Annotated in this window: 28 protein-coding genes, 1 pseudogene and 1 riboswitch; of the genes and pseudogenes, 5 read left to right on the top strand and 24 right to left on the bottom strand. The window is 71.9% G+C overall.

Annotated features, from left to right (window positions below; genetic code table 11):
• Positions 1–122, bottom strand: a pseudogene (locus tag EV662_RS20095) (S-(hydroxymethyl)glutathione dehydrogenase); the annotation flags it as partial.
• A 156-nt stretch (positions 123–278) separates the two neighbouring features.
• Here EV662_RS20095 and EV662_RS11390 point away from each other — a divergent pair.
• Positions 279–890 carry a hypothetical protein gene (locus EV662_RS11390; protein ID WP_132462343.1) on the top strand — a complete coding sequence of 204 codons (612 nt, stop codon included), beginning with the start codon at positions 279–281 and terminating at the stop codon, positions 888–890.
• Positions 891–893: 3 nt separating this feature from the next.
• Here EV662_RS11390 and EV662_RS11395 read toward each other — a convergent pair whose 3' ends face one another.
• Complete coding sequence (locus EV662_RS11395; protein ID WP_132462345.1) at positions 894–1,934, bottom strand: quinoprotein relay system zinc metallohydrolase 2; 1,041 nt, start codon at positions 1,932–1,934, stop codon at positions 894–896.
• A gap of 133 nt (positions 1,935–2,067) precedes the next feature.
• On the opposite strand from EV662_RS11395, the gene EV662_RS11400 reads away from it, so the two are divergent.
• Positions 2,068–2,889, top strand: coding sequence for a quinoprotein dehydrogenase-associated SoxYZ-like carrier (locus EV662_RS11400; RefSeq protein ID WP_243695830.1), 822 nt, complete (start codon positions 2,068–2,070; stop codon positions 2,887–2,889).
• 130 nt (positions 2,890–3,019) lie between these two features.
• Here the strand turns inward: EV662_RS11400 and EV662_RS11405 are convergent, their stop codons facing one another.
• The 13 genes from EV662_RS11405 to thiM all read right to left on the bottom strand — a co-directional run bounded on the left by EV662_RS11405 (position 3,020) and on the right by thiM (position 15,198).
• Positions 3,020–3,307, bottom strand: a complete 288-nt coding sequence (locus EV662_RS11405; protein WP_165915589.1) for a hypothetical protein — start codon at positions 3,305–3,307, stop codon at positions 3,020–3,022.
• Between the two features lie 89 nt (positions 3,308–3,396).
• The gene (locus EV662_RS11410; RefSeq protein ID WP_132462347.1) at positions 3,397–4,077 is read right to left on the bottom strand and encodes a hypothetical protein; all 681 of its coding nucleotides are present in this window, start codon (positions 4,075–4,077) and stop codon (positions 3,397–3,399) included.
• Between the two features lie 45 nt (positions 4,078–4,122).
• Positions 4,123–6,363, bottom strand: a complete 2,241-nt coding sequence (locus EV662_RS11415; protein WP_132462349.1) for a PAS-domain containing protein — start codon at positions 6,361–6,363, stop codon at positions 4,123–4,125.
• Positions 6,360–7,523: an FIST N-terminal domain-containing protein gene (locus EV662_RS11420; protein ID WP_243695831.1), complete on the bottom strand. Its 1,164-nt coding sequence runs from the start codon at positions 7,521–7,523 to the stop codon at positions 6,360–6,362. The genes EV662_RS11415 and EV662_RS11420 overlap by 4 nt, the downstream gene beginning before the upstream one ends.
• A gap of 17 nt (positions 7,524–7,540) precedes the next feature.
• Positions 7,541–8,275, bottom strand: a complete 735-nt coding sequence (locus EV662_RS11425; RefSeq protein WP_132462353.1) for a response regulator — start codon at positions 8,273–8,275, stop codon at positions 7,541–7,543.
• A 73-nt stretch (positions 8,276–8,348) separates the two neighbouring features.
• A complete protein-coding gene (locus tag EV662_RS11430; protein WP_132462355.1) occupies positions 8,349–8,780 on the bottom strand; it encodes a DUF934 domain-containing protein in 432 nt (143 codons plus the stop codon).
• Positions 8,777–9,526, bottom strand: coding sequence for a phosphoadenylyl-sulfate reductase (locus tag EV662_RS11435; RefSeq protein ID WP_132462357.1), 750 nt, complete (start codon positions 9,524–9,526; stop codon positions 8,777–8,779). Before EV662_RS11435 ends, EV662_RS11430 begins: the two co-directional genes overlap by 4 nt.
• On the bottom strand, positions 9,516–11,171 hold the full coding sequence (locus tag EV662_RS11440; protein ID WP_132462359.1) for a nitrite/sulfite reductase: 1,656 nt from the start codon (positions 11,169–11,171) through the stop codon (positions 9,516–9,518). The genes EV662_RS11435 and EV662_RS11440 overlap by 11 nt, the downstream gene beginning before the upstream one ends.
• A gap of 4 nt (positions 11,172–11,175) precedes the next feature.
• Positions 11,176–11,460: a DUF2849 domain-containing protein gene (locus EV662_RS11445; RefSeq protein ID WP_132462360.1), complete on the bottom strand. Its 285-nt coding sequence runs from the start codon at positions 11,458–11,460 to the stop codon at positions 11,176–11,178.
• Entirely contained in the window at positions 11,457–12,818 is a 1,362-nt protein-coding gene (cysG, locus tag EV662_RS11450) for a siroheme synthase CysG (protein ID WP_132462362.1), read from the bottom strand. The genes EV662_RS11445 and cysG overlap by 4 nt, the downstream gene beginning before the upstream one ends.
• Positions 12,819–13,001: 183 nt before the next feature.
• A complete protein-coding gene (gene thiD, locus EV662_RS11455) occupies positions 13,002–13,808 on the bottom strand; it encodes a bifunctional hydroxymethylpyrimidine kinase/phosphomethylpyrimidine kinase (RefSeq protein WP_132462363.1) in 807 nt (268 codons plus the stop codon).
• The gene (gene thiE / locus EV662_RS11460; protein ID WP_132462365.1) at positions 13,805–14,410 is read right to left on the bottom strand and encodes a thiamine phosphate synthase; all 606 of its coding nucleotides are present in this window, start codon (positions 14,408–14,410) and stop codon (positions 13,805–13,807) included. The genes thiD and thiE overlap by 4 nt, the downstream gene beginning before the upstream one ends.
• On the bottom strand, positions 14,407–15,198 hold the full coding sequence (gene thiM, locus EV662_RS11465) for a hydroxyethylthiazole kinase (protein ID WP_132462367.1): 792 nt from the start codon (positions 15,196–15,198) through the stop codon (positions 14,407–14,409). Before thiM ends, thiE begins: the two co-directional genes overlap by 4 nt.
• 52 nt (positions 15,199–15,250) lie before the next feature.
• A riboswitch (TPP riboswitch) is annotated at positions 15,251–15,347 on the bottom strand.
• A gap of 128 nt (positions 15,348–15,475) precedes the next feature.
• On the opposite strand from thiM, the gene EV662_RS11470 reads away from it, so the two are divergent.
• The gene (locus EV662_RS11470; protein WP_132462369.1) at positions 15,476–17,335 is read left to right on the top strand and encodes an extracellular solute-binding protein; all 1,860 of its coding nucleotides are present in this window, start codon (positions 15,476–15,478) and stop codon (positions 17,333–17,335) included.
• 59 nt (positions 17,336–17,394) lie between these two features.
• A complete protein-coding gene (locus EV662_RS11475) occupies positions 17,395–17,664 on the top strand; it encodes a DksA/TraR family C4-type zinc finger protein (RefSeq protein WP_132462371.1) in 270 nt (89 codons plus the stop codon).
• Between the two features lie 4 nt (positions 17,665–17,668).
• Here the strand turns inward: EV662_RS11475 and EV662_RS11480 are convergent, their stop codons facing one another.
• Genes EV662_RS11480 through EV662_RS11510 form a run of 7 tightly spaced genes read right to left on the bottom strand, consistent with a single transcriptional unit; the run spans position 17,669 to position 23,526 of the window.
• A complete protein-coding gene (locus tag EV662_RS11480) occupies positions 17,669–18,844 on the bottom strand; it encodes a BatD family protein (RefSeq protein WP_132462373.1) in 1,176 nt (391 codons plus the stop codon).
• A complete protein-coding gene (locus EV662_RS11485; protein ID WP_132462375.1) occupies positions 18,841–19,524 on the bottom strand; it encodes a tetratricopeptide repeat protein in 684 nt (227 codons plus the stop codon). The genes EV662_RS11480 and EV662_RS11485 overlap by 4 nt, the downstream gene beginning before the upstream one ends.
• Positions 19,521–20,417: a VWA domain-containing protein gene (locus EV662_RS11490; protein WP_132462377.1), complete on the bottom strand. Its 897-nt coding sequence runs from the start codon at positions 20,415–20,417 to the stop codon at positions 19,521–19,523. Before EV662_RS11490 ends, EV662_RS11485 begins: the two co-directional genes overlap by 4 nt.
• A complete protein-coding gene (locus EV662_RS11495) occupies positions 20,414–21,370 on the bottom strand; it encodes a VWA domain-containing protein (RefSeq protein WP_132462379.1) in 957 nt (318 codons plus the stop codon). Before EV662_RS11495 ends, EV662_RS11490 begins: the two co-directional genes overlap by 4 nt.
• Complete coding sequence (locus EV662_RS11500; RefSeq protein WP_132462381.1) at positions 21,367–21,708, bottom strand: hypothetical protein; 342 nt, start codon at positions 21,706–21,708, stop codon at positions 21,367–21,369. Before EV662_RS11500 ends, EV662_RS11495 begins: the two co-directional genes overlap by 4 nt.
• A complete protein-coding gene (locus EV662_RS11505) occupies positions 21,695–22,570 on the bottom strand; it encodes a DUF58 domain-containing protein (protein ID WP_132462383.1) in 876 nt (291 codons plus the stop codon). Before EV662_RS11505 ends, EV662_RS11500 begins: the two co-directional genes overlap by 14 nt.
• Positions 22,570–23,526 carry an AAA family ATPase gene (locus EV662_RS11510; protein ID WP_132462385.1) on the bottom strand — a complete coding sequence of 319 codons (957 nt, stop codon included), beginning with the start codon at positions 23,524–23,526 and terminating at the stop codon, positions 22,570–22,572. Before EV662_RS11510 ends, EV662_RS11505 begins: the two co-directional genes overlap by 1 nt.
• 167 nt (positions 23,527–23,693) lie before the next feature.
• Here EV662_RS11510 and cobU point away from each other — a divergent pair, with 167 nt between their 5' ends.
• Positions 23,694–24,215, top strand: a complete 522-nt coding sequence (cobU, locus tag EV662_RS11515; protein WP_207903614.1) for a bifunctional adenosylcobinamide kinase/adenosylcobinamide-phosphate guanylyltransferase — start codon at positions 23,694–23,696, stop codon at positions 24,213–24,215.
• Positions 24,216–24,339: 124 nt separating this feature from the next.
• Here the strand turns inward: cobU and EV662_RS11520 are convergent, their stop codons facing one another.
• Positions 24,340–25,233, bottom strand: coding sequence for a DMT family transporter (locus EV662_RS11520; protein ID WP_132462389.1), 894 nt, complete (start codon positions 25,231–25,233; stop codon positions 24,340–24,342).
• Positions 25,224–26,093 carry a LysR family transcriptional regulator gene (locus tag EV662_RS11525; protein ID WP_132462852.1) on the bottom strand — a complete coding sequence of 290 codons (870 nt, stop codon included), beginning with the start codon at positions 26,091–26,093 and terminating at the stop codon, positions 25,224–25,226. The genes EV662_RS11520 and EV662_RS11525 overlap by 10 nt, the downstream gene beginning before the upstream one ends.
• Between the last annotated feature and the right edge of the window lie 19 nt (positions 26,094–26,112).

Genomic DNA, 26,112 nt, shown 5'->3' on the forward strand with positions numbered 1-26,112 from the left:
TGGCACAGGCCGGTGGCCTTGATCTCGACCAGGACCTCGCCCGCCTTCGGGCCGGCAAGCTCCACCTCCGTCACCTCAAGAGGCTTCCCCGCCTCGTACGCAACCGCCGCACGCGTCCGCATCCCAGATGTCTCCCTGTCGTATGGCACTCTTATTTTTCTTAAGTGAGGCGAGTATGCGAAGGCACACCGGGACCGGCAATTGCGACCTTGGTGGGTATTGGGCGGCGTGGACTTGCGCCCGATCCTCGCTAGACTTCGCCACAGGGAGGAGAATCCATGTCAGCACGCGCGATTTCCGGGGCGCTGGCCCTTGTCCTGGGTCTTGCGACGGCCGCGGGGGCTGCCGATTTCTCGGACCCGACATGGCCCTGCATCCAGCGCAAGGTGGAGCGGCTGTCGCCCGGCATCATGTGGCCCTACCCGATCGAGGAACAGAGCTTCGACGCCGAGACCGAGGCCGCGGTGCAGGACCTGGCGGGCCGGATGGCGCTGCGCCGGGTGACGCTGGAAGAGCTGAACCCGCTGGTCGCCGCCTTCACCGCCGCCCATGGCCGCGACCGGGCGCTGTTGGGGCATCTGTTCATGGCGGCCTTCGACACGCTGGCGGCCCAGCGCCAGGCGATCATGGCCGGCATCGCCGACTATTCGCTGAGCCAGATCGCGCTGGCCGAGCGGATCGACGCCACCCGCAGCGAGATGACCCGCCTGATGGACGCCGAGACACCCGATTACGACCGCGTCGACGCCCTGGAGGAACAACTGGCCTGGGACGAGCGCATCTATACCGACCGCGCGAAATCGCTGACCTATGTCTGCGAGACGCCGGTGATCCTGGAAAAGCGGCTGTTCGCGATTGCGCAGATGCTGGTGCAGGCCGCCGGGGAGTAGGACCTACTCCCACTCCAGTTCGGTAAAGGCGACGGTGGCGTTGCGCGCGTTATAGGCGTCGAACAGCTGCCAATGCGGGCGTTCGGCGGCGGCGATCCGCTCGACCGCCGCGCCGAGGCGGTCGCCCGCGGCGATGGCGGCGCTTGTATCGGCGGCCAGCACGTCCAGGTAGCGCCGCGTATCGGCCGCGCCCGCGGGCCAGGGCAGGACCGGGCCGCCATGGCCGGGCACGACCCCGGCGGCGGTCTCTGCGCCCATCTCGTCCAGAACCGCCTGCCAGCCGCGCAGCGACCCGTCCAGCGCGGGGGTGTGGGCGTCGAACACCAGGTCGCCCGCGAAGACCAGCCCGCTTTCGCTGTCATGCACGGTCAGGTCGGTGCCGGTATGGGCGGGCGGCCAGGCGCGCAGGCCCAGCACCCGGCCGCCCAGGTCGATCTCGGCCCGGTCGGCAATGGCGCTGTCGATCCGCGGCACCGCCGTGCCGATCAGCCGGTCGGGCCCGATCAGGGCGGCCAGGCTTTCCAGGTAGTTCGCCTGCCGGTCGGCCAGCGCGCGCGCCAGCCCCGCATGGCCCACCACCTGCGCCCCGGTTTCGGCCAGCACGGTCGCGCCGAAGACATGGTCGGGATGCATGTGGGTCAGGATCACGTGGCTGACCGGCAGATCGGTGCGTGCCCGGATCGCGCGCCAGATCGCCTCGCCCATCCAGCGCGCGCTGCCGGTGTCGATCACCGCGACCGACGCGGCGCCGATCACGAAGCCCAGGTTCGCCACGTCGCCGCCATTGTCACGGTCGGGCTCGGCGACCGTGCCGCGATGCACGAACACCCCCGGCGCCACCTCGTCGAAACCCAGCGCGGGGCCAGCGGGCCGGCAACCCGCCGCCCCCTGCGCGACCAGCCCATCAAGGCGCGCCACCGGCGGGCGGGCGGCCAGCGCGGCGCGGCACCCGGCCTCGGTCCCGGCCTCGTAGCCCGGCAACAGGACGGGCCGGCACATCTCGCCCGACAGGGCAAGGCACAGCGTCAGAACGGCCTCGAACATCGGCGCCTCCCTTTCCGGCACAGCCTGCGCCCGCACGCAGGCGTGATCCATACCGACCAATGGAGAATGTCTTTCTGCCCGGTTTCGTGACATAGTCGACCATCAGGATCGCGTATCAGGGAGGACGCGCCCCATGAAAGCCGTGCCAATGAAGGCCGTGATCGCCGCCACCATCGCCGCGCTGGCCTGCGGCCCGGCGCTGGCCGAGGACACCCGCCAGAATCCGCTGACCGACAGCTATATCTGGACCGAGTTGCGCGGCGACATCGTCGGCGATGTCGAGATCGCCGATGGCGCCGGCGCGTTCGAGGTCGACGCCCCCTACCGCGCGAACGACGCCGCGACCGTGCCGGTCACGATCCGCCAGACCGACCCGGCGGTGACGATCCGCGGCGCCAAGGTGGTGATCGACGAGAACCCCGCCCCCGTGGCCGCCGATTTCACCTTCGGCCCCGGCATGGCACCCCTCGACATGGAAATCCGGGTGCGCGTGAACCAGTATTCCAACGTCCGCGTGATCGCCGATACCGACCGCGGCGCGCTGATGACCGGCCGCTTCGTCAAGGCCTCGGGCGGCTGCTCGGCCCCGGCCACGCGCGACCCGGAACAGGCGCTGGCCGCGATGGGACAGATGCGGCTGAAACATTTCGGGCAGACGCCCGCGATGTCGACCGCCCGGCGCGAGGCGCAGATCATGATCCGCCACCCGAACTACTCGGGGCTGCAACGCGACCAGGTCACCCAGCTGTTCATCCTCGCCCATTTCATCGACCGGCTCGAGGTCTGGCAAGGCGACGAGAGGCTGTTCACCATGGCGGGCGGCATCTCGATCAGCGAGAACCCGGTATTCCGCTTCGCCTATACCGACAACGGCGCGCCCGCGCTGAGGGTCGTGGCCCATGACACCGAGGGCAACCGCTTCGAACGCGTGCTGCCGAAAGACGGCCAGATCTAGGACGCCCCCTTCTTCTGGCCGGAAATATCCCCGCCGGAGGCCCGCGCGCGTGAGCGCGCGCCACGCCCAACGCCGGGCAAGCGCGGCGCAGCCGCGGGCGGCCCGGGGGCGGGAGCGCCCCCGCCCCGGATCAGAAACAGAGGATCTCGGCCTCGGCCTGGGCCCGGCGCAACTCGGCCACCAGCGCGTTCGCCATGGCCGAGCTGCGAAAGATCGACATCCGCTCGCCGCCGACCTGGCGCATCGACAGCACCGTTTCGGCCTGGACATAGGCCTCGTAGGGCAGGATCGAGGCGATCACGTCGATCGAACAGGCGCATTTCTCCAGCACGTCGCGCCCCTGCCCGTTCGTCGCCATGCAGGCGAAGACGTAATCGGCGCGCGCCGCGGTCGGGTAATCGTTCAGCCGCGCCGCCATGCCGGCGCCGCCGCCCAGGCCCTGGGCCGGGCCGGGCACGGGCGTGCCCAGCAGCAGGCCGGCCGCGGCCAGTGCGGGAAGGAACCGCCTCATCGCAAAGCCCCCCCCGCCGCGCCGGGGTCCAGCGTCAGGCGCGAGGCATAGAACGGGTCGCCCCCGGCCGGGTCGGCAAGCTCGGCGCTCAGGCTGTGATACCAGCCGGGCACCGCGTCCGACATCGTCACCGTCACCGCCAGATCGGCAAAGCCGCGCATCCGCGCCCGGTTCGGATCGTCCTCGAACGGGTGCAGCGTCAGCGTCCGGGCCTGGACCTCGCCGCCGCCGAAGGGCGCCTCGACCTCTTCGACCTCGGCCGAGCGGACCAGCGATTCCTTCAGCCGGTTGCGGATGTAGAAGGGACTCCCGCCCGAGGTTTCGGCGACGTCACGCACCAGCGATTCCAGGAAGTACATCACCACCGGGTTGCCGACCTCGGCCGGAAACGCGCCGATGGCGCTGAAACTGTCGCCGCGGGTAAAGCGCAGCACCGCGCGTTCCGGCGTTTCGCCCGCGAAGGACAGTTCCACCGCGCCGGTGGCGGCCTCGGCGGCCTCGGGGTTGGCGCGGTTCGTCACCTCGCGCGCATAGACCAGCGTGGCCGCGCGCGGCACCGCGTCCAGCGTGCCGCCCTTGAACAGCATGTCGTAGGTTTCGGTGCCCTGGGTATCGGCCAGCGCCGCGCCCCCGGCGATCAGCGCCGCGGCCAGAAGCCCGGTCAGTGTCTTGCGCATCTGTCGTCCTCCCTGCGCGCCAGCCTAACCCGGCGCCGGTCGCTGTCACGCGATACTTTGGTCGGTCGCCACCGACGCGGCGCGGGTCTTCCAGTCGATCAGCGGGCGCAGCCGCGACAGCTGCACCGGTTTCCTGAGCACGGTGAAATCGCCCTCCAGCCCCGCGCGCACCAGGTCCTCGCCCTGGTCGGCGGTGATCATGATCGCGGGGATGGGGCTGCCGGTGGCCGCGCGCAAGGCGGCGATGGCGGCCACGCCGGTATCGTCGCCGTCCAGCTGGTAATCGGCCAGGATCACGTCGGGGGCCATGCCGATCTCGTCCACCAGCCGCACCGCCTCGGCGGTGGATCCCGCCGCCAGCACGCTGGCCCCCCAGCTTTCCAGCTTTTGCGTGGTGGCGAACAGCACGCTGGGGTCGTTCTCGACGATCAGCACGATCAGGTTCAGGTCGCCCTCGTCCTCGTCCGGCGCAGCACCCGGCCCGTCGAGGCCGGGACAATCGGGCCGCGCGGGCGCGGTGTCCAGTTCGATCGCGAAGACCGACCCCACGCCCGGTTCCGAGCGCACCGACAGCCGGTGGCCCAGGTTGCGGCAGGTGCGTTCGACGATGGACAGGCCCAGCCCCATCCCCGAGCCGGGCGGCACGTTGCCCGCGCGGGTGAATTCCTCGAAGATGCGGGCCTGGTCCTTGGGCGAGATGCCGATCCCGGTATCCCAGACTTCCAGCACCACCCGGCCGCCGCGCCGCCGGCAGCCGACCAGAACGCGGCCCGTTTCGGTATACTGGATCGCGTTCACCACCAGGTTCTGCAGCGAGCGCGTCAGGTATTGCCGGTCGCTGCGCACCCAGGCGGTACAGGGCACCATATCCAGCCGCAGCCCCTTTTTCGCGGCGACCATGGCCTGGTCCTCGACCACCGGGCGCATCACCGAGCCGATGCAGAATTCCGTGGGCGTCAGCGCCGAGCCGGTGCTTTCCAGCCGCGACAGGTCCAAGAGCGCGTGCAAGAGCGATTCCATCGAGGCGAAGGAGCCCGCCAGCCGGTCGGTCAGGGTCGCCAGCTCGCTGCCCGCGGCCATGTCGGACAGGGTCGAGATCAGGAGTTTCGCGGCGTTCACCGGTTGCAGAAGGTCGTGGCTGGCCGCCGCGAGGAACCGCGTCTTGGATGACATCGCGGCCTCGACCTCTTCCTTGGCGAGGCGCAATTCCTCTTCGACGCGGCGCTGTTCCTCGTGCTGTTCGCGCAGCCGCCTGTTCGCCTCGGTCAGTTCGTGGGTGCGTTCGCGCACGCGCTTTTCCAGCAGGTCGGTCGCGCGGGATTCCAGCGTGACATCGGCGATATCGACGAGAAACCCGCGGTCGGGCAACAGGTGCACATGCAGGTCCAGCACCCGGCCGCTGGCGTGGTGCAGCCGCTTGCGCAGCCGTCCCTCGCGGCGCAGCTCGGCGGGCCAGTGGTCGATATCGGCCATGTCGGCCTCGGCCACCAGGCGGTTGTCGCGCACGTAGCGCAGGATCGTGGTGAACTCGGTCCCGTCCTGCACCAGCGTGTAGGGCACGCCCAGCAATTCGCGGAACCGGCCGTTGCGGATCGTCACCTCGCCCGCGCGGGAAAAGGTGCAGATGCCCAGCGACATGTGATCGAAGGCGGCCTGCAGGTAATGGGCCTGCATGTCGATCAGCAGGTCTTTCTCCATCCGGTTCTTGCGGACGATATCGGTGATCTCGGTCTGCAGAAGGATGATGTTGCCCGAGCGCGTGCGCTGCTGGCTGATCTGGAACCAGCGGTCGTGGTCCAGTTCCAGCACGAAGGCCGCGCTGGCCCCGCCCGCGGGGCCGCGGATCGCCTCGGCCAGGTCGCGGCAGGCCTTGTCGGGGTCGGCCAGGTGGCGGCTGGTCTGCAGCGCGCGGAAATAATCCTCGACCGTCAGGCCGGGCAGGATGCGGGCCGAGATGTCGGGCAGGATCGACTGGAACAGGTCGTTGCAGACCTGAAGCCGCCCCTCGTTGAACAGCGCAAAGCCGCCCTCCATCGCGTCCAGCGCCTCGGTCAGGCGGCGCTGGGTCTGCTCGCGGTCGAAGCGGGCCATTTCCAGTTCGGTCGAGGTGCGTTCCAGGTCGCGTGTCTTGGCCCAGACCTGGCCCTGCAACGCCACCGCCGACTGGAACAGCGCATAGGCCGATCCGCCCACCTCGTGCTGGCGGCTGGCGCGGCGGATCAGGGCGTCGATGATGCGCGCCTGGCGTTCGATGGTGATTTCGGGGGGATCGCTGGGGTCGATCATGCCAGCACCCGCCGCCGCGGTTCGAAGAAGGCCACGCCCACGAAGGTCTGGTTCACATGCACCCCGCAATGCTGTTCGCCGTAGGTGTTGAAGCCCAGCACCCGGCGGTCGCGCAGGATTTCCGACACCCGGCCGGTCAGTTGCTTTTGCCCGATTTCCAGCTTTCGCAGGAAGCAGTCGAAGCCGAGGATGAAATCGGGGGCGCGGCCGGCCTCGTCGGTGACGTCGAGGCCCTGGTCCAGCGTGCGCAGGATTTCCTGGCCCTGGCCCAGCGTCAGCAAGAGCCCGTCGTCGATCGCCGACAGGAAGGCCAGCGCGCCGTCGCCGGTGACCTTCTGGATCGCGCGGACGTGGTAGATGGAATTGTTGCGCACCAGAACCGGGTGTTCGGCAAAGATCTCGGGCGACAGCTGGTCGACCGGACAGCCGACGAGGCGGGCGTATTCCTGGGCCGCGGGGGCGCCGTTCAGTTCCAGCACCAGCCGTTCCTCGGGGATGGCGTCGGTGACCACCATCAGGTGTTCGGTCGGCAGGAAATGGTCGAAGCCCAGCCCGGCGAATTCAAGGTCGGTTTCCAGCAGGATCAGCAGCGCCGCGTCGGAATGGAACGCGCCGTTCTGGAACACCGCCGTGCGGCGAAAGTTCATACCGTCGCCGGCGGACCCGCCGAACACCGGCAGATCGTCCAGCCCGGCGGCCAGCGCGGCGACCAGCATGTCCTCTTGCCTGGACAACCCGTCGGCGAAGATCAGCGCCAGCCGGTTCCAATGCGCGGAATGCGAGAATTGCGCGGCCAGCTTGCGCGCATCGGCCGAGACCTTTTCGATCGGGCAGGGGCCGAGCGGTTCGATCAGCATGGACGCACAACGGAAATGCGCCCGCGGGAAGGCCAGCATCATCAGCGCGTCGTCTTCGTAGCCCTCGGGCGTGATCTGGCCCGCGGTGGTGCAGCCGAACACCGGCAGCCCGGCCAGCGTGCCGCCCAGCGCCGCCGCCAGCGCGCCCAGGTCCATCCGGTCGGGCACGAAGACCAGCACGAAGCAGCTTTGCGCCAGGTCCAGCTGGGCCGCGGCCTCGGCCACGGCCCGGGCCGGATCGGCGGCCCGGGACAGGCCCACGCCGACCGCGCCCGCCCCGGGCCTGTCGCGCATCTGCAGCATCGCCGCCGCCCCCGCCCCTATTGGCTGAGGAAGGCGCGGGCGTCCGCGTCGCCAAGCCCGGTGCCGGTATCGAGGCTTGCGCTTTCGACCAGAACGGCCGCCTGGGTCCGGTTCTGCACGCCCAGCCGGCGCAGAAGCGCGGTGATATGCGCCTTGACCGTGGCCTCGGCCAGCGACAGTTCATGCGCGATCTGCTTGTTCGGCTTGCCCGCGCAGATCAGTTTCATGATGCGGGCCTGTTGCGGGGTCAGTTCGGCGATCTTCTGGCTGACCTCCTGCACGGTGGGCATGCGCGGGCGCACCTGCGCGGTACGGCAGGCGGCGCGATAGGCCGGCGGCAGGTAACGGCGCCCGGCGCGCAGTTCGATCAGCGCGGTCTTCAGCTCGTCGGTGGACGCGTCCTTGGGGATGAAGCCCGCCGCGCCACCCTCCATCAGGGCGTGCACCACCTCGACCGAGGTCAGCGCCGAGATCACCAGCATGGGCACGTCGGGGATGCGTTCACGCAGGCGCAGGAACCCGCTGATACCGGTGACGTCGGGCAGCTTGAGATCCAGCATCACCAGGTCGGGGGTGAAATCGGGGCCGAGCTGGGCCAGCCCCTCGCCCAGCGAGGTGGCGGTGCGGATCGTGCAGCCGTCGAAGACGTGGCGCAGCGCCATGGTCAGGGCGTCGCTGTAAAGCGGATGGTCGTCGATCACGAGGATCGAGCGTATCCGGCTTGCGCTGGGCGCAACCGTGTCCTGTGTCATCGAAAAGTCCTCCCGGGCGGAAGGATAGCAACACTTGAACAGATGGCGCAACGCCGCAGGCGATGCGAACCCGTCAGGGCGCGGCCTTCAGCCGGTCGAGATACCCGCCGGCCCCGCGCCGCGCGGCGCGGCGCCAGTCGGCCCCGGTCTGGCGGGCGGCCAGGGCGGCGGCGATCTCGACCTCGTCGAAGCCGCAGGCGCGCGCCATGGGATACTGGTCGGCGACCAGGTGGCCCGCCGCCCTGAGCCGGCCGCGAAAGCCCATCCGCCGCAACTCGCGCGCCAGGGTGAAGCCGCGCCCGTCGGAAAACACCGGGAAGGCGATGCGGATCGCGGCGATCCGGGGCAACAGCCCGGCCAGCGCGGCAGGATCGTCGCCGGGCGCAAGATCGACGCATCGCGGCGCGCCGGGGTCGAGATCGGCCAGCGGCACGAAGCAATCGCCCGGCCCCGCCGGGGCGATGCCGGCATCGGTGACCAGAACGGTGTCGCCCGGGCCGGTCATCCCGCACCCCCCGCCCCGGCCCGGCGCAGCACGCGGCCGCCCGCGAAATGGATGCCGCATTCTTCCTTGGCGCGGCCGCGCCAGCGCCCGGCGCGCGGGTTTTCGCCGGGCGCGACGGGGCTGGTGCAGGGCGCGCAGCCGATCGAGGCATAGCCGCGGGCGACCAGCGGGTGCCGCGGCAGGGCATGCACGTCGATATAGCGGCGCAGATCCGCAGCGGACCAATGCAGCAGCGGGTTGACCTTGACCCGACCGGCCGGGTCCAGTTCGACCGGGGCGATGGCGGCGCGTGCGCCGGTCTGGTGCCGCTTGCGCCCGGTGATCCAGGCGCCGTAGCCCGCAAGCGCCGTTTCCAGCGGCCGCACCTTGCGCAGCGCGCAGCAGCGGTCGGGGTCGGTTTCGTGCAGCGTGCCATCGGGATCGGCGGCGGCCAGCGCCAGCGGGTCGGGGCGCACCACCCGCACCCCGGTCAGGCCCAGCGTTTCGGCCACCCCGCGCTGGTAGGCCAGCGTTTCGGGGAACAGCATCTCGGTATCAATGAACAGCACCGGCAGGCCCGGGTCGATCCGCGCGACCATGTGCAAGAGCACCACCGATTCCGCCCCGAAGGACGACACCAGCGCGATGCGCCCGGCGAAGGCGTCCAGCGCGCGGGTGAGCACCGTTTCGGGCGGGGCGCCGTCGAGCGTGGCGTTCAACGCGGCCACCTGTTCCCCGGCGGGGTCGAACCCGGTCTCAGGCCGCATCGTCCGCCTCCCCTTCGCCATAAAGCGCCTGCTGGAACGGGGCGAGGCCGACCCGCCGGAACACCTCGGCAAAGGTTTCGCCCGCGTCGCGGCGCAGGTCGAGATAGGCCAGCACGATCCGTTCCACCGCGCCGACGATCTGATCGGCGGAAAAGCCCGGCCCGGTGCGCTGGCCGATCGCCGCGGTGTGCGTCGGGTCGCCGCCCAGCGTCACCTGGTAGGTCTCGACGCCCGCGCGTTCGAGACCCAGGATTCCGATATCGGCCACATGGTGATGCGCGCAGGCATTGATGCAGCCCGAGATGTTCAGCCGAAGCGGGCCGATCTGGTGTTCCAGCCTGAGCGCCTCGAAATGCTGTGCGATCCGCTGCGCGACGGGAATCGACCGCGCGGTCGCCAGCGCGCAGTAATCCAGCCCCGGGCAGGCGATGATGTCGGACACGAGCCCCGCGTTGGCGGCGCCCAGCCCGGCGCCCGCCAGCGCATCGAACAGCGCGGGCAGGTCGGCCTTGCGCACATGGGGCAGCACGACGTTCTGGCGTGGCGTGATGCGCAATTCGTCATGGCCGTAGCGCTGGGCCAGGTCGGCCAGCATCCGCATCTGCGCCGCGGTCGCATCGCCCGGCACCTGTCCGGGCGTTTTCAGCGAGACGGTGACGATGGCATGGTCCGCGCGGCGGTGGGCGGCCAGGTTGGTGTCGCACCAGGCGCGAAAAGCGGGGCTGCCGGGCGGGATCGCCGGCGGGCCGTCCCGAAAGGCGGGGGGCGCGAACTGCGCCTTGATCCGGGCCAGCATCTGCTGGTCTGCACCGCGGAATTCGGCCCGCGTCTGCGCGAAACGCGCCTCGACCAGGTCGCGCAGGCGGTCAAGGCCCATCTCGTGAACCGCGATCTTTATGCGCGCCTTGTACTTGTTGTCCCGCCGGCCCAGCCGGTTGTAGACGCCGAGGATCGCCTCGACGTAAGGGAGCAGGTCCGCCGCGGGCAACGCCGCGCGCAGCACCCGGCCCAGCATGGGCGTGCGCCCCAGCCCGCCGCCGACGCTGACCTCGAACCCGATCCCGTCGCCCAGCCGCACCAGCCGCAGGCCGATATCGTGGGCGGCGGTCACGGCGCGGTCTTCCTCGGCGCCGGTGATGGCGATCTTGAACTTGCGCGGCAGGAACTGGAATTCCGGGTGGTCGGTGGACCATTGCCGCAACAGTTCGGCGTAAGGCCGGGGATCGGCGATCTCGTCCGCGGCGGCCCCGGCGAAGGGGTCGGCGGTGACGTTGCGTACGCAATTCCCCGAGGTCTGGATCGCGTGCATGCCCACATCGGCCAGCGCCTCCAGCATGTCGGGCACGTCGCGCAGGTGGGGCCAGTTGAACTGGATGTTCTGGCGCGTGGTGAAATGGCCATAACCGCGGTCCCAGCGGTCCGCGATCATCGCCAGCTGGCGAATCTGGCGGGCGTTCAGCGTGCCATAGGGGATCGCCACGCGCAGCATGTAGGCATGCAGTTGCAGGTACAGGCCGTTCATCAGGCGCAGCGGCTTGAACTCGTCCTCGGTCAGGCGGCCGTCGATGCGGCGTTCCACCTGGTCGCGGAACTGGCGCACACGGGCGCGGACGAAATCGTCGTCGAACTGGGAATAGGCATACATCGGCTTATCCTTCGGCGGGGCGCGCGGGGCCGCGGGCGCGGACCCGTTCGCGGAACTCGACGGGGCGGGGGCCGAACGCCCCCGGCCGGACGGCGGCAAGATAGGGGGCCACCACGCGGTCGGGCCGGGCCGCGGCCTGGGCAAGGCGCGCCTGGGCCCGGGCGGGTTCGGACAGCAGCTCGGCATCGGCCAGCGCGCGCGACCAGTTGCCGCCCGGGGTCAGCCAGATCGCGTCCCCGGTCAGCAGGTCGTTCGCCGTGACGACGGCGGGCAGGGCGATGCGGGTCATGGCGCCACCTCGGCAAGCGGCGCCGGGGCGGCGGTTGCCGCGCGCGGGGCGAGGCCCAGCATGAGAACCGCGGGCCCCCGCAGGTCGGCCGCGGCAATCTCTGCCGCCAGCCGGCCCAGACGGGCGGCGAGGATGCGTTCGTCCGGGCGGCCCGCGTTCTCGACCACGCTGACGGGCGTGTCCGGGCGCGCGCCATGCATCAAGAGCCGCCCCTGGATGAACCGCGCGGCGCGCTTGCCCATGTAGATCGCGGCGACGGTGCCGGGGCGGGCCAGCGCGGCCCAGTCGTGATCGGCCAGCCCGTCGGTTTCCTGCCCGGTGAGCAGGCGCAGTTCGGAATTGCGGCCGCGCCGGGTCAGGCTTTGGCCCAGCCGCGCGGCCGCCGCCGAAGCGGCGGTGATCCCGGGCAGGATCGCCCAGTCCAGCCCCGCCGCCGCGCAGGCATCGATTTCCTCGTCCAGCCGGCCGAACACCCCCGGGTCGCCCGATTTCAGCCGCACCACCAGCGCGCCCGCCCGTGCACGGTCGACGATCAGGCGGTTGATCGCGTCCTGCGGCATCGCGGGGCCAAAGCCGGTCTTGCCCGCCTCGACGATCTCGGCCTCGCGCCGGGCAAGTTCCAGGATCGGCTGCGGCACGAGCCGGTCGTGGATCACAACGTCGGCCCGGTCGAGCGCGCGGCGCGCACGCAGCGTCAGGTCGTCGGGATCGCCGGGGCCTGCGCCGACGAACAGGACGCGGCCCGGGACCGGCGACGGGGCGTCCTGCGGGGCGGGCGCCGCGGGCGCGGTGTCGCCCGCCAGCGCGCGGTCGAACAGCGCGGCCCAGTAGGCGCGGCGCGCCCGGCCCGGCGGCAGCGCCTCGGCCTGCGGGCGCAGCGCGCGGGCACGGTCCAGCACCCGGCCCAGACCGGCGGGCAGGTGTTCCTCCAGATGCGCCTTGATCTTGCGCGCCAGAACCGGCCCCGCGCCCTCGGTGCCGATGGCGACGACCAGCGGGTCGCGGTCGACCAGCGCGGGCGTCAGGAAGGCGCTGGCCTGAAGGTTGTCGACGATGTTGCAGGGCACGCCGGAAGCGGCGGCAAGTGCCGCGACGCGGGCGTCTTCCTGGGCCTCTTCGTTGGCGGCATAGACCAGCCGCAGCCCGGCCATGTCCGCCGCCCCGATCGGGCGGGGCAGCACGATCAGGCGGCCCTTGGCCGCCCATCCGGCGATAACCGGGTCGATCTCGGCGGCGTGAACCTCGATCCGGGCCTCGGTTTTCAGCAGCAGGCGCAGCTTGGCCACCGCGGCGGCGCCGCCGCCCGAGACGGCCACGCGCTGATCGGCGACACGCAGGAAGACGGGAAAGAACTTCATCGGACACCTCGTGAAAAGATGCCGGATTTAGAACATTTTTCCGCCATTGGCGCCATATGAGCGGGCGAATAAGGATATTTTCACTCCGCTTGCGGCACATGCCGAAACACCGGCCCGGCGCGGGCGGGGTTGGCGTGCCGCCCGGCCCGGGCCGGGCGCGCCGCGTGGGAAACCCGCCCCGCCCTAGCCGCGCATCGCGAAGAAATGGTCCGTGGGCCCGTGCCCCCGCCCCACCGTCAGACGCCCCGCCCCGCGGATCGCGCCCAGCGTATAGGCCTTGGCCTCCCGCGCGGCCTGCAGCGGGTCGCGGCACAGCGCAAGCTGGGTGGCCAGCGCCGCCGACAGGGTGCAGCCGGTGCCGTGGGTGTTCGCCGTCGCCACGCGCGGGGCGGGCAGCCAGACGCGCGTGCCGGATGAGAGGAACAGGTCGGGGCTGTCCGCGCCCGAAAGATGCCCGCCCTTCAGCAGAACCGCCCCCGCGCCCAGCGCGGCCAGCGCGGCCAGCGCCTCGCCCTGGCGCAGCATGTCGTCCTCGGTCGCGGCCTCGGGGATGCCCAGCAGGTCGGCGGCCTCGGGCAGGTTGGGGGTGATGACCGTGGCGATCGGCACCAGCGCCGCGCGCAGGGCGGCGACCGCGTCCTCGGCCAAGAGCCGGTCGCCGCCCTTGGCGACCATCACCGGGTCCAGCACCACCGGCACGCCGCGCCCTGTCAGCACCTCGGCCACGGCGTGGACGATGGCGGCCGAGCCCAGCATGCCGATCTTGACCGCGTCCACGCGGATGTCGTCGAACACGGCGGCGACCTGGGCCGCGACGAAATCGGGCGCGAGCAGTTGCGCGGCGCGCACCCCTTGGGTGTTCTGCACGGTCAGCCCGGTCAGCGCGGCCATGCCATAGCCGCCATTGGCCGAGATCGCCTTGAGATCGGCCTGGATGCCGGCCCCGCCCGAAGGGTCGGACCCGGCGATGGAAAGGATGTTGGGGATCATGCGGTGCTCCATGTCCGGGCAAGGGTGCGGGCGGCCTGTTCGGGGTCGGGCGCGGCGGAAATGGCCGAGACGACGGCGAGCCCGGCGCAGCCCGCGGATTTGAGATCGGGGATGTCGGCGGCCCCCACCCCGCCGATGGCGACCGCGGGCACCGGGGCCGCGCGGACGATGCGGGCCAGCCCGTCGAGGCCCAGCGGGGCGGCGTGGTCGGGCTTGGTCGCGGTGGCGCGGACGGGACCGACACCGATGTAATCGACCACCCCCGGCGAGAGGGCGGCAAGTTGCGCCCCGGTCTCGATCGACAGGCCCAGGATCGCGCGCGGGCCGAGCGCCGCGCGGATCCGCGCCGGGTCGCCATCGGATTGGCCGATATGCAGCCCGTCCGCCGCGGCGGCCAGCGCGACGCGCAGCCGGTCGTTCACGATGAGCGGCACGCCCAGCGGCGCAAGCCGGGCGCGCAACCGGCGGGCCCGGGCGATCATCGCGGCATCGGGGGCGTGCTTGTCGCGGAGTTGCACCATGGTGGCCCCGCCGCGCACCGCCGCCAGGACCAGCGCATCGGGCGCGCCGTCGGGCGTGACGAAATAGACGGACAGGGTCATGCCGCCGCCACCCGTGCCCCGGCGGCCAGATCGTCGGGCGTGACCGCGGCCAGCGCATCGAGGAAGGCGACCTGGAAACTGCCGGGGCCGCGCGCCCCGTCGCCCGCGCGTTCGCCCGCCAACCCGTAATAAGCCAGTGCGGCGGTGGTGGCGGCGGCGCGGTCATCCGCCCCGGAGACGAAGGCCCCGACGATCCCGGTCAGCGAACAGCCAAGCGCGGTGACCAGCGGCATCAGCGGGTGGCCGTTCGACACATGCCAGCCGCGCGTGCCGTCGGTCACGAAATCGACCGGGCCGGTGACGGCGACCACGGCGCCGGTCTGCGCGGCCAGGGCCCGCGCGGCGGCCTCGGCCTCGGCCACGCCATCGGTGGCATCCACGCCCTTGCCGCCGACGCCCCGGCCCGCCAGCGCCAGGATTTCCGAGGCATTGCCGCGCACCACGGCGGGCCCCATATCCAGCAGCCGCGCGGCGGTGTCGCGCCGCAACCGGCTGACCGCAACGGCCACCGGGTCGAAAACCCAGGGGATGGCGTTGTCGCGGGCGGTTTCCACGGCCTTGAATATCCCGCGCATCCACGCGGCGTCGGCGGTGCCGAAATTGATCGTCAGCGCCCCCGACAGGGCGGTGATCTCGGCGATCTCTTCCTCGGCATGAGCCATGGCCGGCGAGGCGCCCGCCGCCAGCAAGACGTTCGCCATAACGTTCATCGCCACGAAATTGGTGATGTTCAGCACCAGCGGCGCCTGCGCGCGCATGGTGGAAAGGTGGCTGCCCCAGTCGGTCATTCCGTGCTCCTTCCGACGAGGCGGCAGGAATGACGGGAATGCGCGCCGATGGGGCAAGGCATTCGCGACTCCCTCCGCCAGCATGATCTGGTTCAGGTTCAAAGGGTGCTTCTCAGCCCGGGTGGCCCCGGACGCCCCTGTCACGCGCGCATGGAAGCACGCCAAAGCGCCGAGCGAAAGCCCCGCGGCGCGGAAATTGCGCCGCAGCCCCGGGACCGCTTGCTTTCCCCGGGGCGCGGGCGTGCTAGGGTCTGCGGTGACCTGCACGGAGAACGCCATGGCCCTGACCGCCCGTTCGACCCTTGCCGCGGCGCTTGTCGCCGGTCTTGCCGCCCTGCCCGCGCGGGCCGACGAGGGGGCGACGGTCACCCGGCACGGCATTTCCGCCTTCGGCGCGCTGAAATACCCCGAAGGTTTCGCCCATTTCGACTATGTGAACCCCGACGCGCCCAAGGGCGGCACGATGAGTTTCCGCGGCACCGGGGCCTCGCGCACCTTTGACAGCCTGAACCCGTTCATCCTGGCGGGCGAACCGGCGCAGGGGCTGGAGCGCATCTATGACACGCTGATGGTGCGCGCCCATGACGAGCCCGACGCGGTTTACGGCCTGCTGGCCGAAAGCGTGACCTATCCGCCGGACCGGTCCTGGGTGGTCTACCGGCTGCGCGCGGGCGCGCGGTTCGCCGATGGCGACCCGGTCGAGGCCGAGGACGTGGTGTTCACGCTTGAGACGTTGCAGGCCCAGGGCGCGCCCGCCTACCGCATCCGGCTGAAGGACGTGGCCGGTGTCACCGCGCTGTCGCCGTCCGAGGTGCGGGTGGAGTTCGCCGAAGGGGCGGCGACGCGCGATTTGATCGCCGATGTGGGCCAGGTGCCGATCCTGCCTGCGCATTACTATGACACCGTGGCCTTCGACCGCTCGACGCTGACGCCGCCGCTGGGGTCGGGGCCCTACGTGGTGCAGGAGGTCGACGCGGGCCGGTCGATCACCTATTGCCGCAACCCCGATTACTGGGCGGCGGAGTTGCCGGTGAATGTCGGCAAGAACAATTTCGACTGCTATCGCTATGAGTATTTCGCCGACAACACCGGCGCGTTCGAGGCGTTCAAGACCGGTGCCTACCTGTTCCACGAGGAATTCACCTCGGCGCTGTGGGCCACGAATTACGGCTTTCCGGCCATCGAGCGGGGCTGGATCCTGCGCGAGGTGATCGGGGATGACCGGCCCTCGGGGGCGCAGGGGTTCTGGATGAACCTGCGGCGGCCGCAATTCGCCGACCCCCGCGTGCGCGAGGCCATCGCGATGATGTTCAACTTCGAATGGTCGAACCGGACGCTGTTCTATGGGCTTTACCAGCGCACCGACAGTTTCTGGGAAAACTCGGGGATGCAGGCCGAAGGGCTGCCGCAGGGGGACGAACTGGCGCTGCTGGAGGAATTCCGCGACGCGTTGCCCGACAGCGTGTTCACCGCCCCGGCCGTCACACCGCGCGTTCTGTCGCCCGAGCGCAACCTCGACCGGCGTGCGCTGCGCGAGGCGGGCGCGCTGCTGGACGCGGCGGGCTGGACGACCGACGACCGGGGGCTGCGCCGGAACGCGGCGGGCGAGACGCTGCGGGTGGAATTCGTGTCGGACAGCCCCGCCTTTGAACGGATCGTGCTGCCCTATATCGAGAACCTGACCCGGCTGGGGGTGGACGCGGTGCAGACCCAGGTGGACGCCGCGCAGATGCAGCAGCGCCAGGAAGAGTTCGACTATGACGTGACCATCGCGCGGTTCGTGCTGCCGCTGAGCCCGTCGATCGAGTTGCGCACCCTGTTCGGCAGCGAAAGCGCCGAGGCGCCGGGCAGCAACAACCTGGCGGGGATCGCCGACCCGGTGGTGGATGCGTTGATCGAACGGGTGCTGGCCGCGCCCGACCGCGCGACGCTGGAAACCCGGGTCAGGGCGCTGGACCGGGTTTTGCGGGCGAAACACCTGTGGGTGCCGAACTGGTACAAGGGATCGCACTGGATCGCCTATTGGGACGTGTTCGGAAAGCCCGCCGAAAAGCCGCCCTATGACCGGGGCACCGATTACTGGTGGTGGGACCAGGCGAAATACGAGGCGTTGCAGGCCGAAGGCGCGCTGCGTTAGCGGGCTTTGACCGGGGGCGCGGGCGGGCGTACCCTGCGGCGGCACAAGGAGGATCAGCGATGGCGGGCGGATGGGCGCGCGACGGCGCGGTGAACGAACAGATCGACGCCTCGATCAACGACGAGCTGGCGCGGCTGAAGGCGCAGCGCAGGCCCGTGGGCGAAAGCCTGAGCCATTGCGCCGAATGCGACGAGCCGATCCCCGAGGCGCGGCGGCGGGCGATCCCCGGCGTCAAGCTGTGCATCGATTGCCAGGGGGCGCGGGATGCGCGGCCCGTTCAGCGCGGCGGCATCAACCGGCGCGGGTCCAAGGACAGCCAGTTGAAATAGGCCCCTAAAGCGTGGCGAGGAACCGGCAGCGGAACGCGGCGGCGTCGAAGGCGCCCGGCGCGCGGCCATAGATCGCGCAGTCAAGCGCGCGCAGCAGCACCGCCCGCGCCGGGTCTGGCGCAGCGCTTTGGTCAAGCCCCGCCGCGGCCCGGCGCATCAGGGCCAGGTCGCCCGACCGCGCGCCGTGGCGCAGGGCGGCGCGCAGGCGCAGGCGGGCAGCCATCTGGGCCCGGCGCGGTAGCGCGCGCCCGGCCAGCAGCCCGCCCAGCCCCAGCAGCACCCCCGCCCCCAGCCCGCCGAGGACCGCGCCCCGGTGCAGCGCACCGGCGACGGGTGGTTCGGCGGCGGTGTCCCCCGCCGGGGCGACCCCGGCATAGGCGACCCGCGTGGGCGAGATCGTGACGCGGCGGGGCACGCGCGCGAGGGTGTCGTAATAGTCGAGCGAGAACGGCTCGACGATCGCCGAGACCGGGCCGCCGGGCCGGATCGTCCAGCGCCAGAAGGCGATGGCGACCGGGCCGTCGGGCGACAGTTCCACCAGCCGCTTTTCCGGGTGCGGAAAGATGTCGGCGCTGGGCGAGGTCAGGTCGGGCATCGGCGGCAGCATCTCGGGCGCGATGCCCGTCGCCTCGACGCGGATCACCCGAAGGACGCCCGCGCCCGGGGCCAGCTGGTCGGGCGGGTTCGACCATTGGTCCGAGATTTCCAGCCGCTTGAGCGGCAGCCAGCGGTCGGGCGGGGCGGGCGCGGGCAGCACCTCGATCGTGACGGGGGCGGAGCGGATTTCGTGCGGGAACCAGCGGTTCGCGGAATCGATCAGGTCCAACTTGTGAACGTAGGGCGCGATGGTCAGCCGCCCCGCGCGCTGGGGAAACAGGGCCATGCGGCGGCGGAAATTCTTGACCTTCTTGCCGCGCACGGTGGTGTCGTACCAGTAGTCATAGCCCAGCTGCATCCAGCTGAAGCCGTCGAGTTCTGGCTGCGCCAGCGACTCGCGCGCGATGTGGCGGGTATAGCGGCCGTGGATCGTCACCAGAACCAGTTCGCCCACGTAAGGCGTGGCCGCCCCCGGTTCGACCGTCACGGTCAACGACAGTTCGCCCTCGGTCACGGTGTCGGTCTGGGCCGCGGCGAGAGGTGCGGAGAGGATCAACAGGATAAGGGCAAGGACCCGTTTCATCGCGGGTCCTCCGGGGCGGGCGGGGACAGGCCGGCCTCGGCGCGGCGCTTGTGTTCGGCGGCGATGCGGGCCCCCAGATAGGCGCCGGGCACATCCTCGAGCGTTTCCAGCCAGCGGGCATTGGCGCGCACATGCTTGTCGTCGAACACCTTGCGCACGGCGCCCTCGGCCTCGCTGAACAAGAGCGGCAGGCCCATGTTCGCGCCGGTATTGGTGACCGCGTCGCCGGTGCCCGCCGCGCGGCCGCTGCCCTGCCCGGAGGGCGCGGACAGACGCGGCCCCTCGCGGTCGCCGCGCCACCAGGCGACCGAATCCGGGTCGACCGCCATCCCGCCATAGGCGGCGGCGACGAGGTCGAAATTCGCGCGCGCCGCGTGGTCGGCGGGGTTCAGCGCGGCGGCCATGTCGAAGGCCTCAAGCGCGGCGGCGAACCGGCCATCGCGGGCCAGCGCCACGCCGCGGTTGTAGTGGGCGGACGGGCCTGCCTGTTCGAACGCCTCGGCCGCCTCGGCGAACCGGCCGGCGCGGGCCAGCGCCGCGCCCTTCCACGCGGGATCGGGCAAGAGCGGCACCGCCAGCCCCGGCAGGCCCAGCGCGAGCGCAAGGCGGCCGAACGGGGCGGCCCCGCCCATCAGCGCGGCGAGGCCGAGACACAGAAGGGCGGCCAGCGCGATCCTCATGGCGCGGCCCTGCGAAACAGCAGCAAGAGCGGGAAAAGCGCGAGGATCAGCAGGTAGCGGCCCAGATCGGCGCGGAACAAGAGCGCATAATCTTCGCGCGCGAGACGGTCGCCCGCGCCGGTGGCCAGCGCCGCCCGCAACGCGTCCAGATCGGCGGGCGCGTGGACCGCGCCGCCGCCCGCGCGCGCCAGCGTTTCCAGCGCCTCGCCCGGCGCGGTGCCGATCCGCACCACCGACAGCGCGGCGCCGGCCCCGGCGATCCGGTCCGCAGCCGCCATCGCCCCGGCCCCCACACCGCCGCCATCGGTGATCAGGACCACGTCTCCGGCCAGGATGTCGGCCTGGGCCAGCAGGTCGGCGGCCATGGCCAGCGCACGTTCGGGCCGGGTTCCGGGATCGGGGACCGTGCCCGGCTCGATCACCGACACGGTCAGGCCCAGCTGCGCGGTGTCGCGCGTGAACGGCGCGGCGAGGTAGGCGTCGCCCGCATAGACCACCAGCGCCGCGGGTTTCGCGCCCAGCGCGCCCAGCCCGATCCGCGCGGCGGCGACCGCGTCGGGCCAGCCCGGCCCCGCGACCATCGAGGGCGAGGCGTCGAGGACGAACACCGCCCCGTCGAGATTGCGAAAGGCGCTGGCCCCGCTGCGGTCCACCGCGGGGCCGGTCAAGGCAAGCACCACGATCCCGGCGGCCAGCGGCGCCAGCAGGGCGGCCCCGGCCGCGCCGCGCCCGTCGACCCGGCCGATGGCGCGCATCGCGCGCAGAAGGCCCGGATCGGCCGCGCGCATCCAGTCGCCAAGCCCGCGCTGGCGGCGCCAGGCCCACAGCCCGAGCCCCGCCACCAGCGGCAGCGCCAGAAGCCATTCGGGCCGGAGCAGCGCAAGCCCGCTCATTCCGGCCCCCGCACCGTCAGCACGAGGCAAAGCGCGCCGCCAAGCATCGCGGGCCAGATCCAGAGGGGGCGGTGGATCTCGGCGGCCAGCCCGTCGCCCGCCGTGGGTTCCAGCCGGTCGATGGCCTGGGCCACGGCTTCCAGGTCGGCGGTGGTGCGCACGCGGAAGCTTTCGCCGCCGCTCGTTTGGGCGATGCGGCGCAGTGCTGCGGCATCCACCGCGCCGGGTTCACCGGGATCGGCGGTGGTGAAATCGCGGGGCCCCATGGCGATGGTGTGGACGCGCACGCCCATCCCGGCGGCAAGGGCCGCCACGCCGTCGGGACGGGCCGCGCCCGCGTTGTTCGCGCCATCCGACAACAGGATCACCACGCGGCTGTCGGCGTCGGACCCCTGCAGCCGTTTCAGCGCCAGGCCCAGCGCATCGCCGATATTGGTGGCGCGCCCCGAAATGCCGATCTCGGCCCCTTCGATGGCGCGCGCGACGGCCTGGGTGTCGAAGCTGGGCGCGGCGGCGACATAGGCCTCGGAGCCGAAGACGACCAGCGCGACGCGGTCGCCCTTGCGCCCGCGGACGAAACGGGCGGCGACCCGCTTGACCGCGTCGAGGCGGCTGGCGGTTTCGCCGTCCAGTTCGAAATCCTCGCGCACCATGGACCCCGACAGGTCGAGCGCCAGCACCAGGTCGCGCCCGCTGACCGGCAGGGCGGGCGTGGGCACCAGCTGGCGCGGCCCGGCCAGCGCCACCACCAAGAGCGACCAGGCCAGCGCCCCGAGCCACAGGCCCCGCCGCGCGCCCGCCGCGCGCCCCGACAGCCCGGACAGCCGCCGGCCCAACCCGTCGGGTACCACCAGCGCCGCGCCGATCCCGGCGCCGGGGGGCAGAAGGCGCAGCGCCAGGAGCGGCAGGGGCATCAACAGCAGCGCCAGCGGATCGGCGAAACCGAAGGTCATGGCCGCGGCTTCCCGCGCAGCATCGCCCTGAGCCGTTCCGCGGACGGCAGGCCGCCCGGCGCGTAAAGGGTCGGGCGCAGCGCCGCGAATTGCGCGGGCCGTTCGCGTTTGAGCGCGTGCAAAAGGGCGATACGGTCCTCTTCGGTGCCGGTTTCGGGGGCGGCGATTTTCCGGGGGCGCGCGGTCAGGCCGCGCAGGACGGGCGCGAGGGCGGCGGCCAGCAAGAGGCCGATGCCCAGCGCGGCCAGCGCCTCGGCGGGCAGGCCGCCCGCGGCCTCGGGCGGCAGGCGCACGGGGTGCAGCGCCTCCAGCAGGGTGTCGACCTCATGCGGGGCCATCGGCGCCCCCGAGCCGGGTGGACAGGTCCTCGACCGGCCAGGCCGGATCGAGCGGCAGCGGGGTCAAACCGGCAATCCGGGGCGGGGTCTGGGCCCCTGCCCCCGCCAGCCGCACCGCCAGCCGCCGCCCCTCGCCGGTGCGGATCGGGTAGCGCCCCGCGGGCAGCGCATCGGCCCCGTCCCCGACATGCCACAGCGTCACCGGGCAGCGCCGGTCGATCTGGGCCAGCCGGTCGTCGAGCCGGGGGCCGCGGGTGTCGAGGCCGCTGGCGATCACCACGCGCGCGCCGGTCGGCGCCACGCGCGCGACCGCGGCCAGCGCGTGATCCAGCGGCGGGTCGGCGATGCGGTGGCGCGCGGCCTCCAGCGCGGCGCGGTGCGCGGCGACCATCCCGCCGATCACCGCCAGCATGCCGCGCGTCTTGGGGCGTGGGCGGATCAGCACGGGCGGGCCGTCGATCAGCGCGGCCAGCGCGACGCGCCCGCCCGCCTCGGCCACCTGCCAGCCCAGCAGCGTCAGCGCCTCGGCCGCCGCGACCGAGCGGAAGGCACGGCGCAGCCCCCACAGCATCGAGGGCCGGAAATCGGCGACCAGCACGGTGGTCCGGTCGCGTTCGTCCTGGAAGGTCTTGACGTGCAGCTCGCCGGTGCGGGCGGTGGCCTGGGCGTCGAGATGGCGGATGTCGTCGCCCGCGACATAGGCGCGGATGTCGTTGAATTCCTGCCCCTGCCCGCGCCGCCGCAGGACCACGCCGCCGGGCAGGCCCGAGGGCGCCCGCACCTCGCCCGGATGGCGCAGCGCCAGCGGCCGCAGCGCGATCAGCGCGTCCTCGGTCAGGGTGGCGCCGGGCGGGGCGGGCATCACAGGGGGTCCACCCGGCCCAGCAAGTCGGCGATCACGTCGCGGGGGCTGCGGCCCTCGGCGCGCGCGCGCCAGGTCAGCGACAGCCGGTGCGACAGGGCATCGGTCGCCACCTCGGCCACGTCCTCGGGCAGGGCATGGTCACGCCCGTGCAGGAAGGCGCGCGCCTTGGCCGCCGCGGCCAGCGCCAGCGAACCGCGGGGCGAGACCGCGTGCTCGATCTCGGATTGCATCGCCTCGGCGCGGGTCGCCATGACCAGCCGCACGATGTAGTCGCGCAAGGGATCGGCCAGGTGCACCGCCATCGCCGCGCGCCGCGCCGCGTGCAGCGCGTCGAGCGACAGCGCCCGGGGCGCCGCCGGGGGGGCGTCCTGCTCGGATTCGACGAGGTCGAGGATGCGGCGTTCGGTCTGCGCATCCGGCAGGGCAAGGTCGACATGCAGCAGGAACCGGTCGAGCTGGGCCTCGGGCAGGGGAAAGGTGCCCTCGTGCTCGATCGGGTTCTGGGTGGCCACCACCATGAACGGGTCGGGCAGCGCGCGGGTTTCGCCGCCGCTGGTGACCTGCGCCTCGGCCATCGCCTCCAGCAGGGCCGACTGCACCTTGGGCGGCGCGCGGTTGATCTCGTCGACCAGCACGAGGTTGTGAAACACCGGGCCGCGGACGAATTCGAACCCGCCCCGGTCGGGGCGGAAAACGGGCGTTCCGGTCACGTCCGAGGGCAGCAGGTCGGGGGTGCACTGGATGCGGGCGAAACTGCCGTCCACGGCGCGGGCCAGCCAGCGCACGGCGCGGGTCTTGGCCAGCCCCGGCGCCCCCTCGACAAGCACGTGCCCGCCGGCCAGCAGGCCGATCAAAAGCCGTTCGACCAGCACGCCATGGCCGATCAGGCCCTGTTCGAGGTAGTCCTTGACGCCGATGAGATCGCCCACCGGCGGTGCTGCGTCCGGGCTCATCTGTCCTCCCCGCCCTGTCGGGCGCTGTGCTGGGGATCACGGTCGCCGGTCGGACGCGATCAGGCAAGTGAGCAATTCGGATCGGTCCGGCCGGATCGCGCGCCCGATTGAACGACAGTCCCGGGGGGGCTATGGAACGGGCCTCGCATCCGCAGGGAGGGACCGTCTTGCCCCAGATCATCCTTGTGACCGGCGGCGCCCGGTCCGGCAAGAGCCGCCATGCGGAGGCGCGCGCCCGCGGCTTGCCGGGCGAGCGGGTCTATATCGCCACGGCCCGGGCGGATGACGACGAGATGCGGGCGCGGATCGCCAGGCATATCGCCGACCGAGGCGACGGCTGGACCACGATCGAAGCGCCGGTCGACCTGGTGGGGGCGCTGGATCGAAGCGACGGGCGCGGGCCCAGGCTGGTCGATTGCCTGACGCTTTGGCTGTCGAACCTGATGCTGGAAGGGCGCGACTGGGAACCCGAGGCCGCGGCGCTGGTCGCGGCGCTGGCCCGGCAGAAAAGCCCGGTGGTGATGGTCTCGAACGAGGTCGGCATGGGCATCGTGCCCGACAACGCGCTGGCGCGCGCGTTTCGAGATGCCCAGGGCTGGCTGAACCAGCGCGTGGCCGCCATCGCCGACGAGGTGGAATTCGTCGTCGCGGGCCTGCCGATGCGGGTGAAGGGGCCCTCGCCCGCCTGACGCCGGCGCCGCGGCCCCACGCGGCGCGCCCCTGCCCGAACCGGGTTCCAAGGATCGAAGAGTGGTTCTTCGCCCATCTGCCGATCGAGGGCGTGATGTCGGGGCGCGTCCCGGGCGGTTGCCCCTAGCCGTCGTCCTTCAACAAGAGGACCAGCGCCAGCACGGTCAGCGCGATGCCGCCCAGCACCAGCCCGCGCGGCACGCCGTTGCCCAGCGCGATTTCCCAGCCGATGACCCAGGTGGGCGTCAGGTAGGTATAGGCCATCACCTTGGCGGATGGCAGCCGCAGCGCCGCGTATTGCAGCAGCACGAAGGTCGCCGCACTGGCGAAGATCGCGAGATACAGCGTCACCCACCAGACCTGCGCGGGCAGCGCGGCCCAGTCGGTCGCCCGGATCGCCGGCATGCCGTAGGCCGCCAAGAGAACCAGCGCCGCCAGCATCATGCCGAAGGTGAAGACCACCGCCGGCTCGCCCCGGTTGAACCTGCGCACCAGCGGCGTATAGGCGGCATGGGCCAGCGCGCCGGCGAAAAAGATCGCCTCGCCCCGGCCCAGGTCGAAGGCGATCAGCGCCGCCGGGTCGCCGCGAAAGATCACCCAAAGCGCCCCAGCCGCCCCGATGGCCAGCGCCAGGCCCATCCGCCCCGTGATCCGCTGGCGCAGGAACAGCCAGCCGAAGCCCGCCGACATCAGCGGCGTCAGCGTGAAGATCGCCGCGGTGGACACGGGTGCGGCGGTCTTCAGCGCCTCGAACATCAGAACGAAATAGGCGGCGAACAGCGCGCCCAGCACCAGAAACCGCCAGGGCGCGCGGAACTGTTGCCGCTTCAGCCCCGGCCCAAGCGCCGCCGCCGCGCCGATCACCGCGCCCGCGATGACGAAGCGCACCGCGGTCAGCGCCACCGGGTCGATCTGGGTGGCGATGGTCTTGCCGAAGCTGAACGAGCCCGCGACCAGCGCCGAGAAAGTGAGCATGGCAAGGTGGCCGCGCCGGGCCTCGCCGCCGCTCAGGGCCATTCGCGCGCCGCCTCCTTCAGCCGGGCGGTCAGGGCCTGCACCTTGGCGGTGCGGTGCAGGTCGACATGGGTGACCAGCCACAGCGCCACGTCCCAGTCGGACTGGGCCGGGCGCATCTCGACGAGGTCGGGCATGGCCCGCGCCTGCCAGACCGGCACGAAGCCGATCCCCGCCCCGGCCTCGACCGCCTCGACCGCGCCGCGCATGTCGCTGACGCGGAAGGTGATCCGGTCGGCCGGCACGTTGGCCCGCAGCCAGCGATAGAAGGGCGCGCGGTGGTTTTCCTCGGCCGGGCCGACGAAGCGGTGCGCCGACAGGTCGTCGCCCAGGGGGCCATGCGCCTGTTCATAGGCCCGGCTGGCATAAAGCGCGCTGTGCTGGACATGCAGTTTCTGCACGATGTTGTCGGGTTCGTCGGGCTGGGCGCCCGCGCGCACGGCGACATGCGCCTCGCCGTATTCCAGCCGGTAAAGCCGCGGGTCGGCCAGCAGACGCACCGACAGGTCGGGGTGATCGGCCTGGAACGCGGCAAGGACAGGGAGAAGCAGCGGCGTCAGCGAATCCACCGTGGTCACCGCCAGATCGCCGGTCATCGCCGTGCCGTGACCGCGCAGCCGGCCCGCAAGCTGGCTGAACTGGTCGGCGGTGACCTGGGCCACCTGCAACAGTTCCTCGCCGGCCTCGGTCGGCGTGTAGCCGCGGGCATGGCGCTGGAACAGCCGGACGCCCAGCCGGTTTTCCAGCGCGTCGACATGGCGGATCACGGTGGCATGGTGCACGCCAAGCGCCTCGGCCGCGCCGCTGACCGTGCCCAGCCGCGCGACGTGATAGGCCGTGCGGACCTCGTCCCAGTTGTCCAGTTCCATATGTGCGCCACCT

The sequence above is a fragment of the Rhodovulum marinum genome (assembly GCF_004343075.1).
Lineage (GTDB): Bacteria > Pseudomonadota > Alphaproteobacteria > Rhodobacterales > Rhodobacteraceae > Rhodovulum > Rhodovulum marinum.

Coding starts and splice junctions, on each gene's coding strand:
- EV662_RS11505 (WP_132462383.1), bottom strand. CDS start 22,570: ATGCCCGCCCCGCCCGGCGCCACCCTGACCGAGGACGCGCTGATCGCG.
- EV662_RS11400 (WP_243695830.1), top strand. CDS start 2,068: ATGAAAGCCGTGCCAATGAAGGCCGTGATCGCCGCCACCATCGCCGCG.
- cysG (WP_132462362.1), bottom strand. CDS start 12,818: ATGAAGTTCTTTCCCGTCTTCCTGCGTGTCGCCGATCAGCGCGTGGCC.
- EV662_RS11485 (WP_132462375.1), bottom strand. CDS start 19,524: ATGAGGATCGCGCTGGCCGCCCTTCTGTGTCTCGGCCTCGCCGCGCTG.
- EV662_RS11435 (WP_132462357.1), bottom strand. CDS start 9,526: ATGCGGCCTGAGACCGGGTTCGACCCCGCCGGGGAACAGGTGGCCGCG.
- EV662_RS11510 (WP_132462385.1), bottom strand. CDS start 23,526: ATGAGCCCGGACGCAGCACCGCCGGTGGGCGATCTCATCGGCGTCAAG.
- EV662_RS11520 (WP_132462389.1), bottom strand. CDS start 25,233: ATGGCCCTGAGCGGCGGCGAGGCCCGGCGCGGCCACCTTGCCATGCTC.
- EV662_RS11425 (WP_132462353.1), bottom strand. CDS start 8,275: ATGACACAGGACACGGTTGCGCCCAGCGCAAGCCGGATACGCTCGATC.
- thiD (WP_132462363.1), bottom strand. CDS start 13,808: ATGATCCCCAACATCCTTTCCATCGCCGGGTCCGACCCTTCGGGCGGG.
- EV662_RS11470 (WP_132462369.1), top strand. CDS start 15,476: ATGGCCCTGACCGCCCGTTCGACCCTTGCCGCGGCGCTTGTCGCCGGT.
- thiE (WP_132462365.1), bottom strand. CDS start 14,410: ATGACCCTGTCCGTCTATTTCGTCACGCCCGACGGCGCGCCCGATGCG.
- EV662_RS11420 (WP_243695831.1), bottom strand. CDS start 7,523: ATGCTGCAGATGCGCGACAGGCCCGGGGCGGGCGCGGTCGGCGTGGGC.
- EV662_RS11445 (WP_132462360.1), bottom strand. CDS start 11,460: ATGACCCGCATCGCCCTGCCCGCCGTCGTCACGGCGAACGACCTGCTG.
- EV662_RS11405 (WP_165915589.1), bottom strand. CDS start 3,307: ATGGCGGCGCGGCTGAACGATTACCCGACCGCGGCGCGCGCCGATTAC.
- EV662_RS11410 (WP_132462347.1), bottom strand. CDS start 4,077: ATGCGCAAGACACTGACCGGGCTTCTGGCCGCGGCGCTGATCGCCGGG.
- EV662_RS11415 (WP_132462349.1), bottom strand. CDS start 6,363: ATGATCGACCCCAGCGATCCCCCCGAAATCACCATCGAACGCCAGGCG.
- EV662_RS11440 (WP_132462359.1), bottom strand. CDS start 11,171: ATGTATGCCTATTCCCAGTTCGACGACGATTTCGTCCGCGCCCGTGTG.
- EV662_RS11480 (WP_132462373.1), bottom strand. CDS start 18,844: ATGAAACGGGTCCTTGCCCTTATCCTGTTGATCCTCTCCGCACCTCTC.
- EV662_RS11430 (WP_132462355.1), bottom strand. CDS start 8,780: ATGACCGGCCCGGGCGACACCGTTCTGGTCACCGATGCCGGCATCGCC.
- EV662_RS11500 (WP_132462381.1), bottom strand. CDS start 21,708: ATGGCCCCGCATGAGGTCGACACCCTGCTGGAGGCGCTGCACCCCGTG.
- EV662_RS11490 (WP_132462377.1), bottom strand. CDS start 20,417: ATGAGCGGGCTTGCGCTGCTCCGGCCCGAATGGCTTCTGGCGCTGCCG.
- EV662_RS11390 (WP_132462343.1), top strand. CDS start 279: ATGTCAGCACGCGCGATTTCCGGGGCGCTGGCCCTTGTCCTGGGTCTT.
- EV662_RS11495 (WP_132462379.1), bottom strand. CDS start 21,370: ATGACCTTCGGTTTCGCCGATCCGCTGGCGCTGCTGTTGATGCCCCTG.
- thiM (WP_132462367.1), bottom strand. CDS start 15,198: ATGACCGACTGGGGCAGCCACCTTTCCACCATGCGCGCGCAGGCGCCG.
- EV662_RS11395 (WP_132462345.1), bottom strand. CDS start 1,934: ATGTTCGAGGCCGTTCTGACGCTGTGCCTTGCCCTGTCGGGCGAGATG.
- EV662_RS11475 (WP_132462371.1), top strand. CDS start 17,395: ATGGCGGGCGGATGGGCGCGCGACGGCGCGGTGAACGAACAGATCGAC.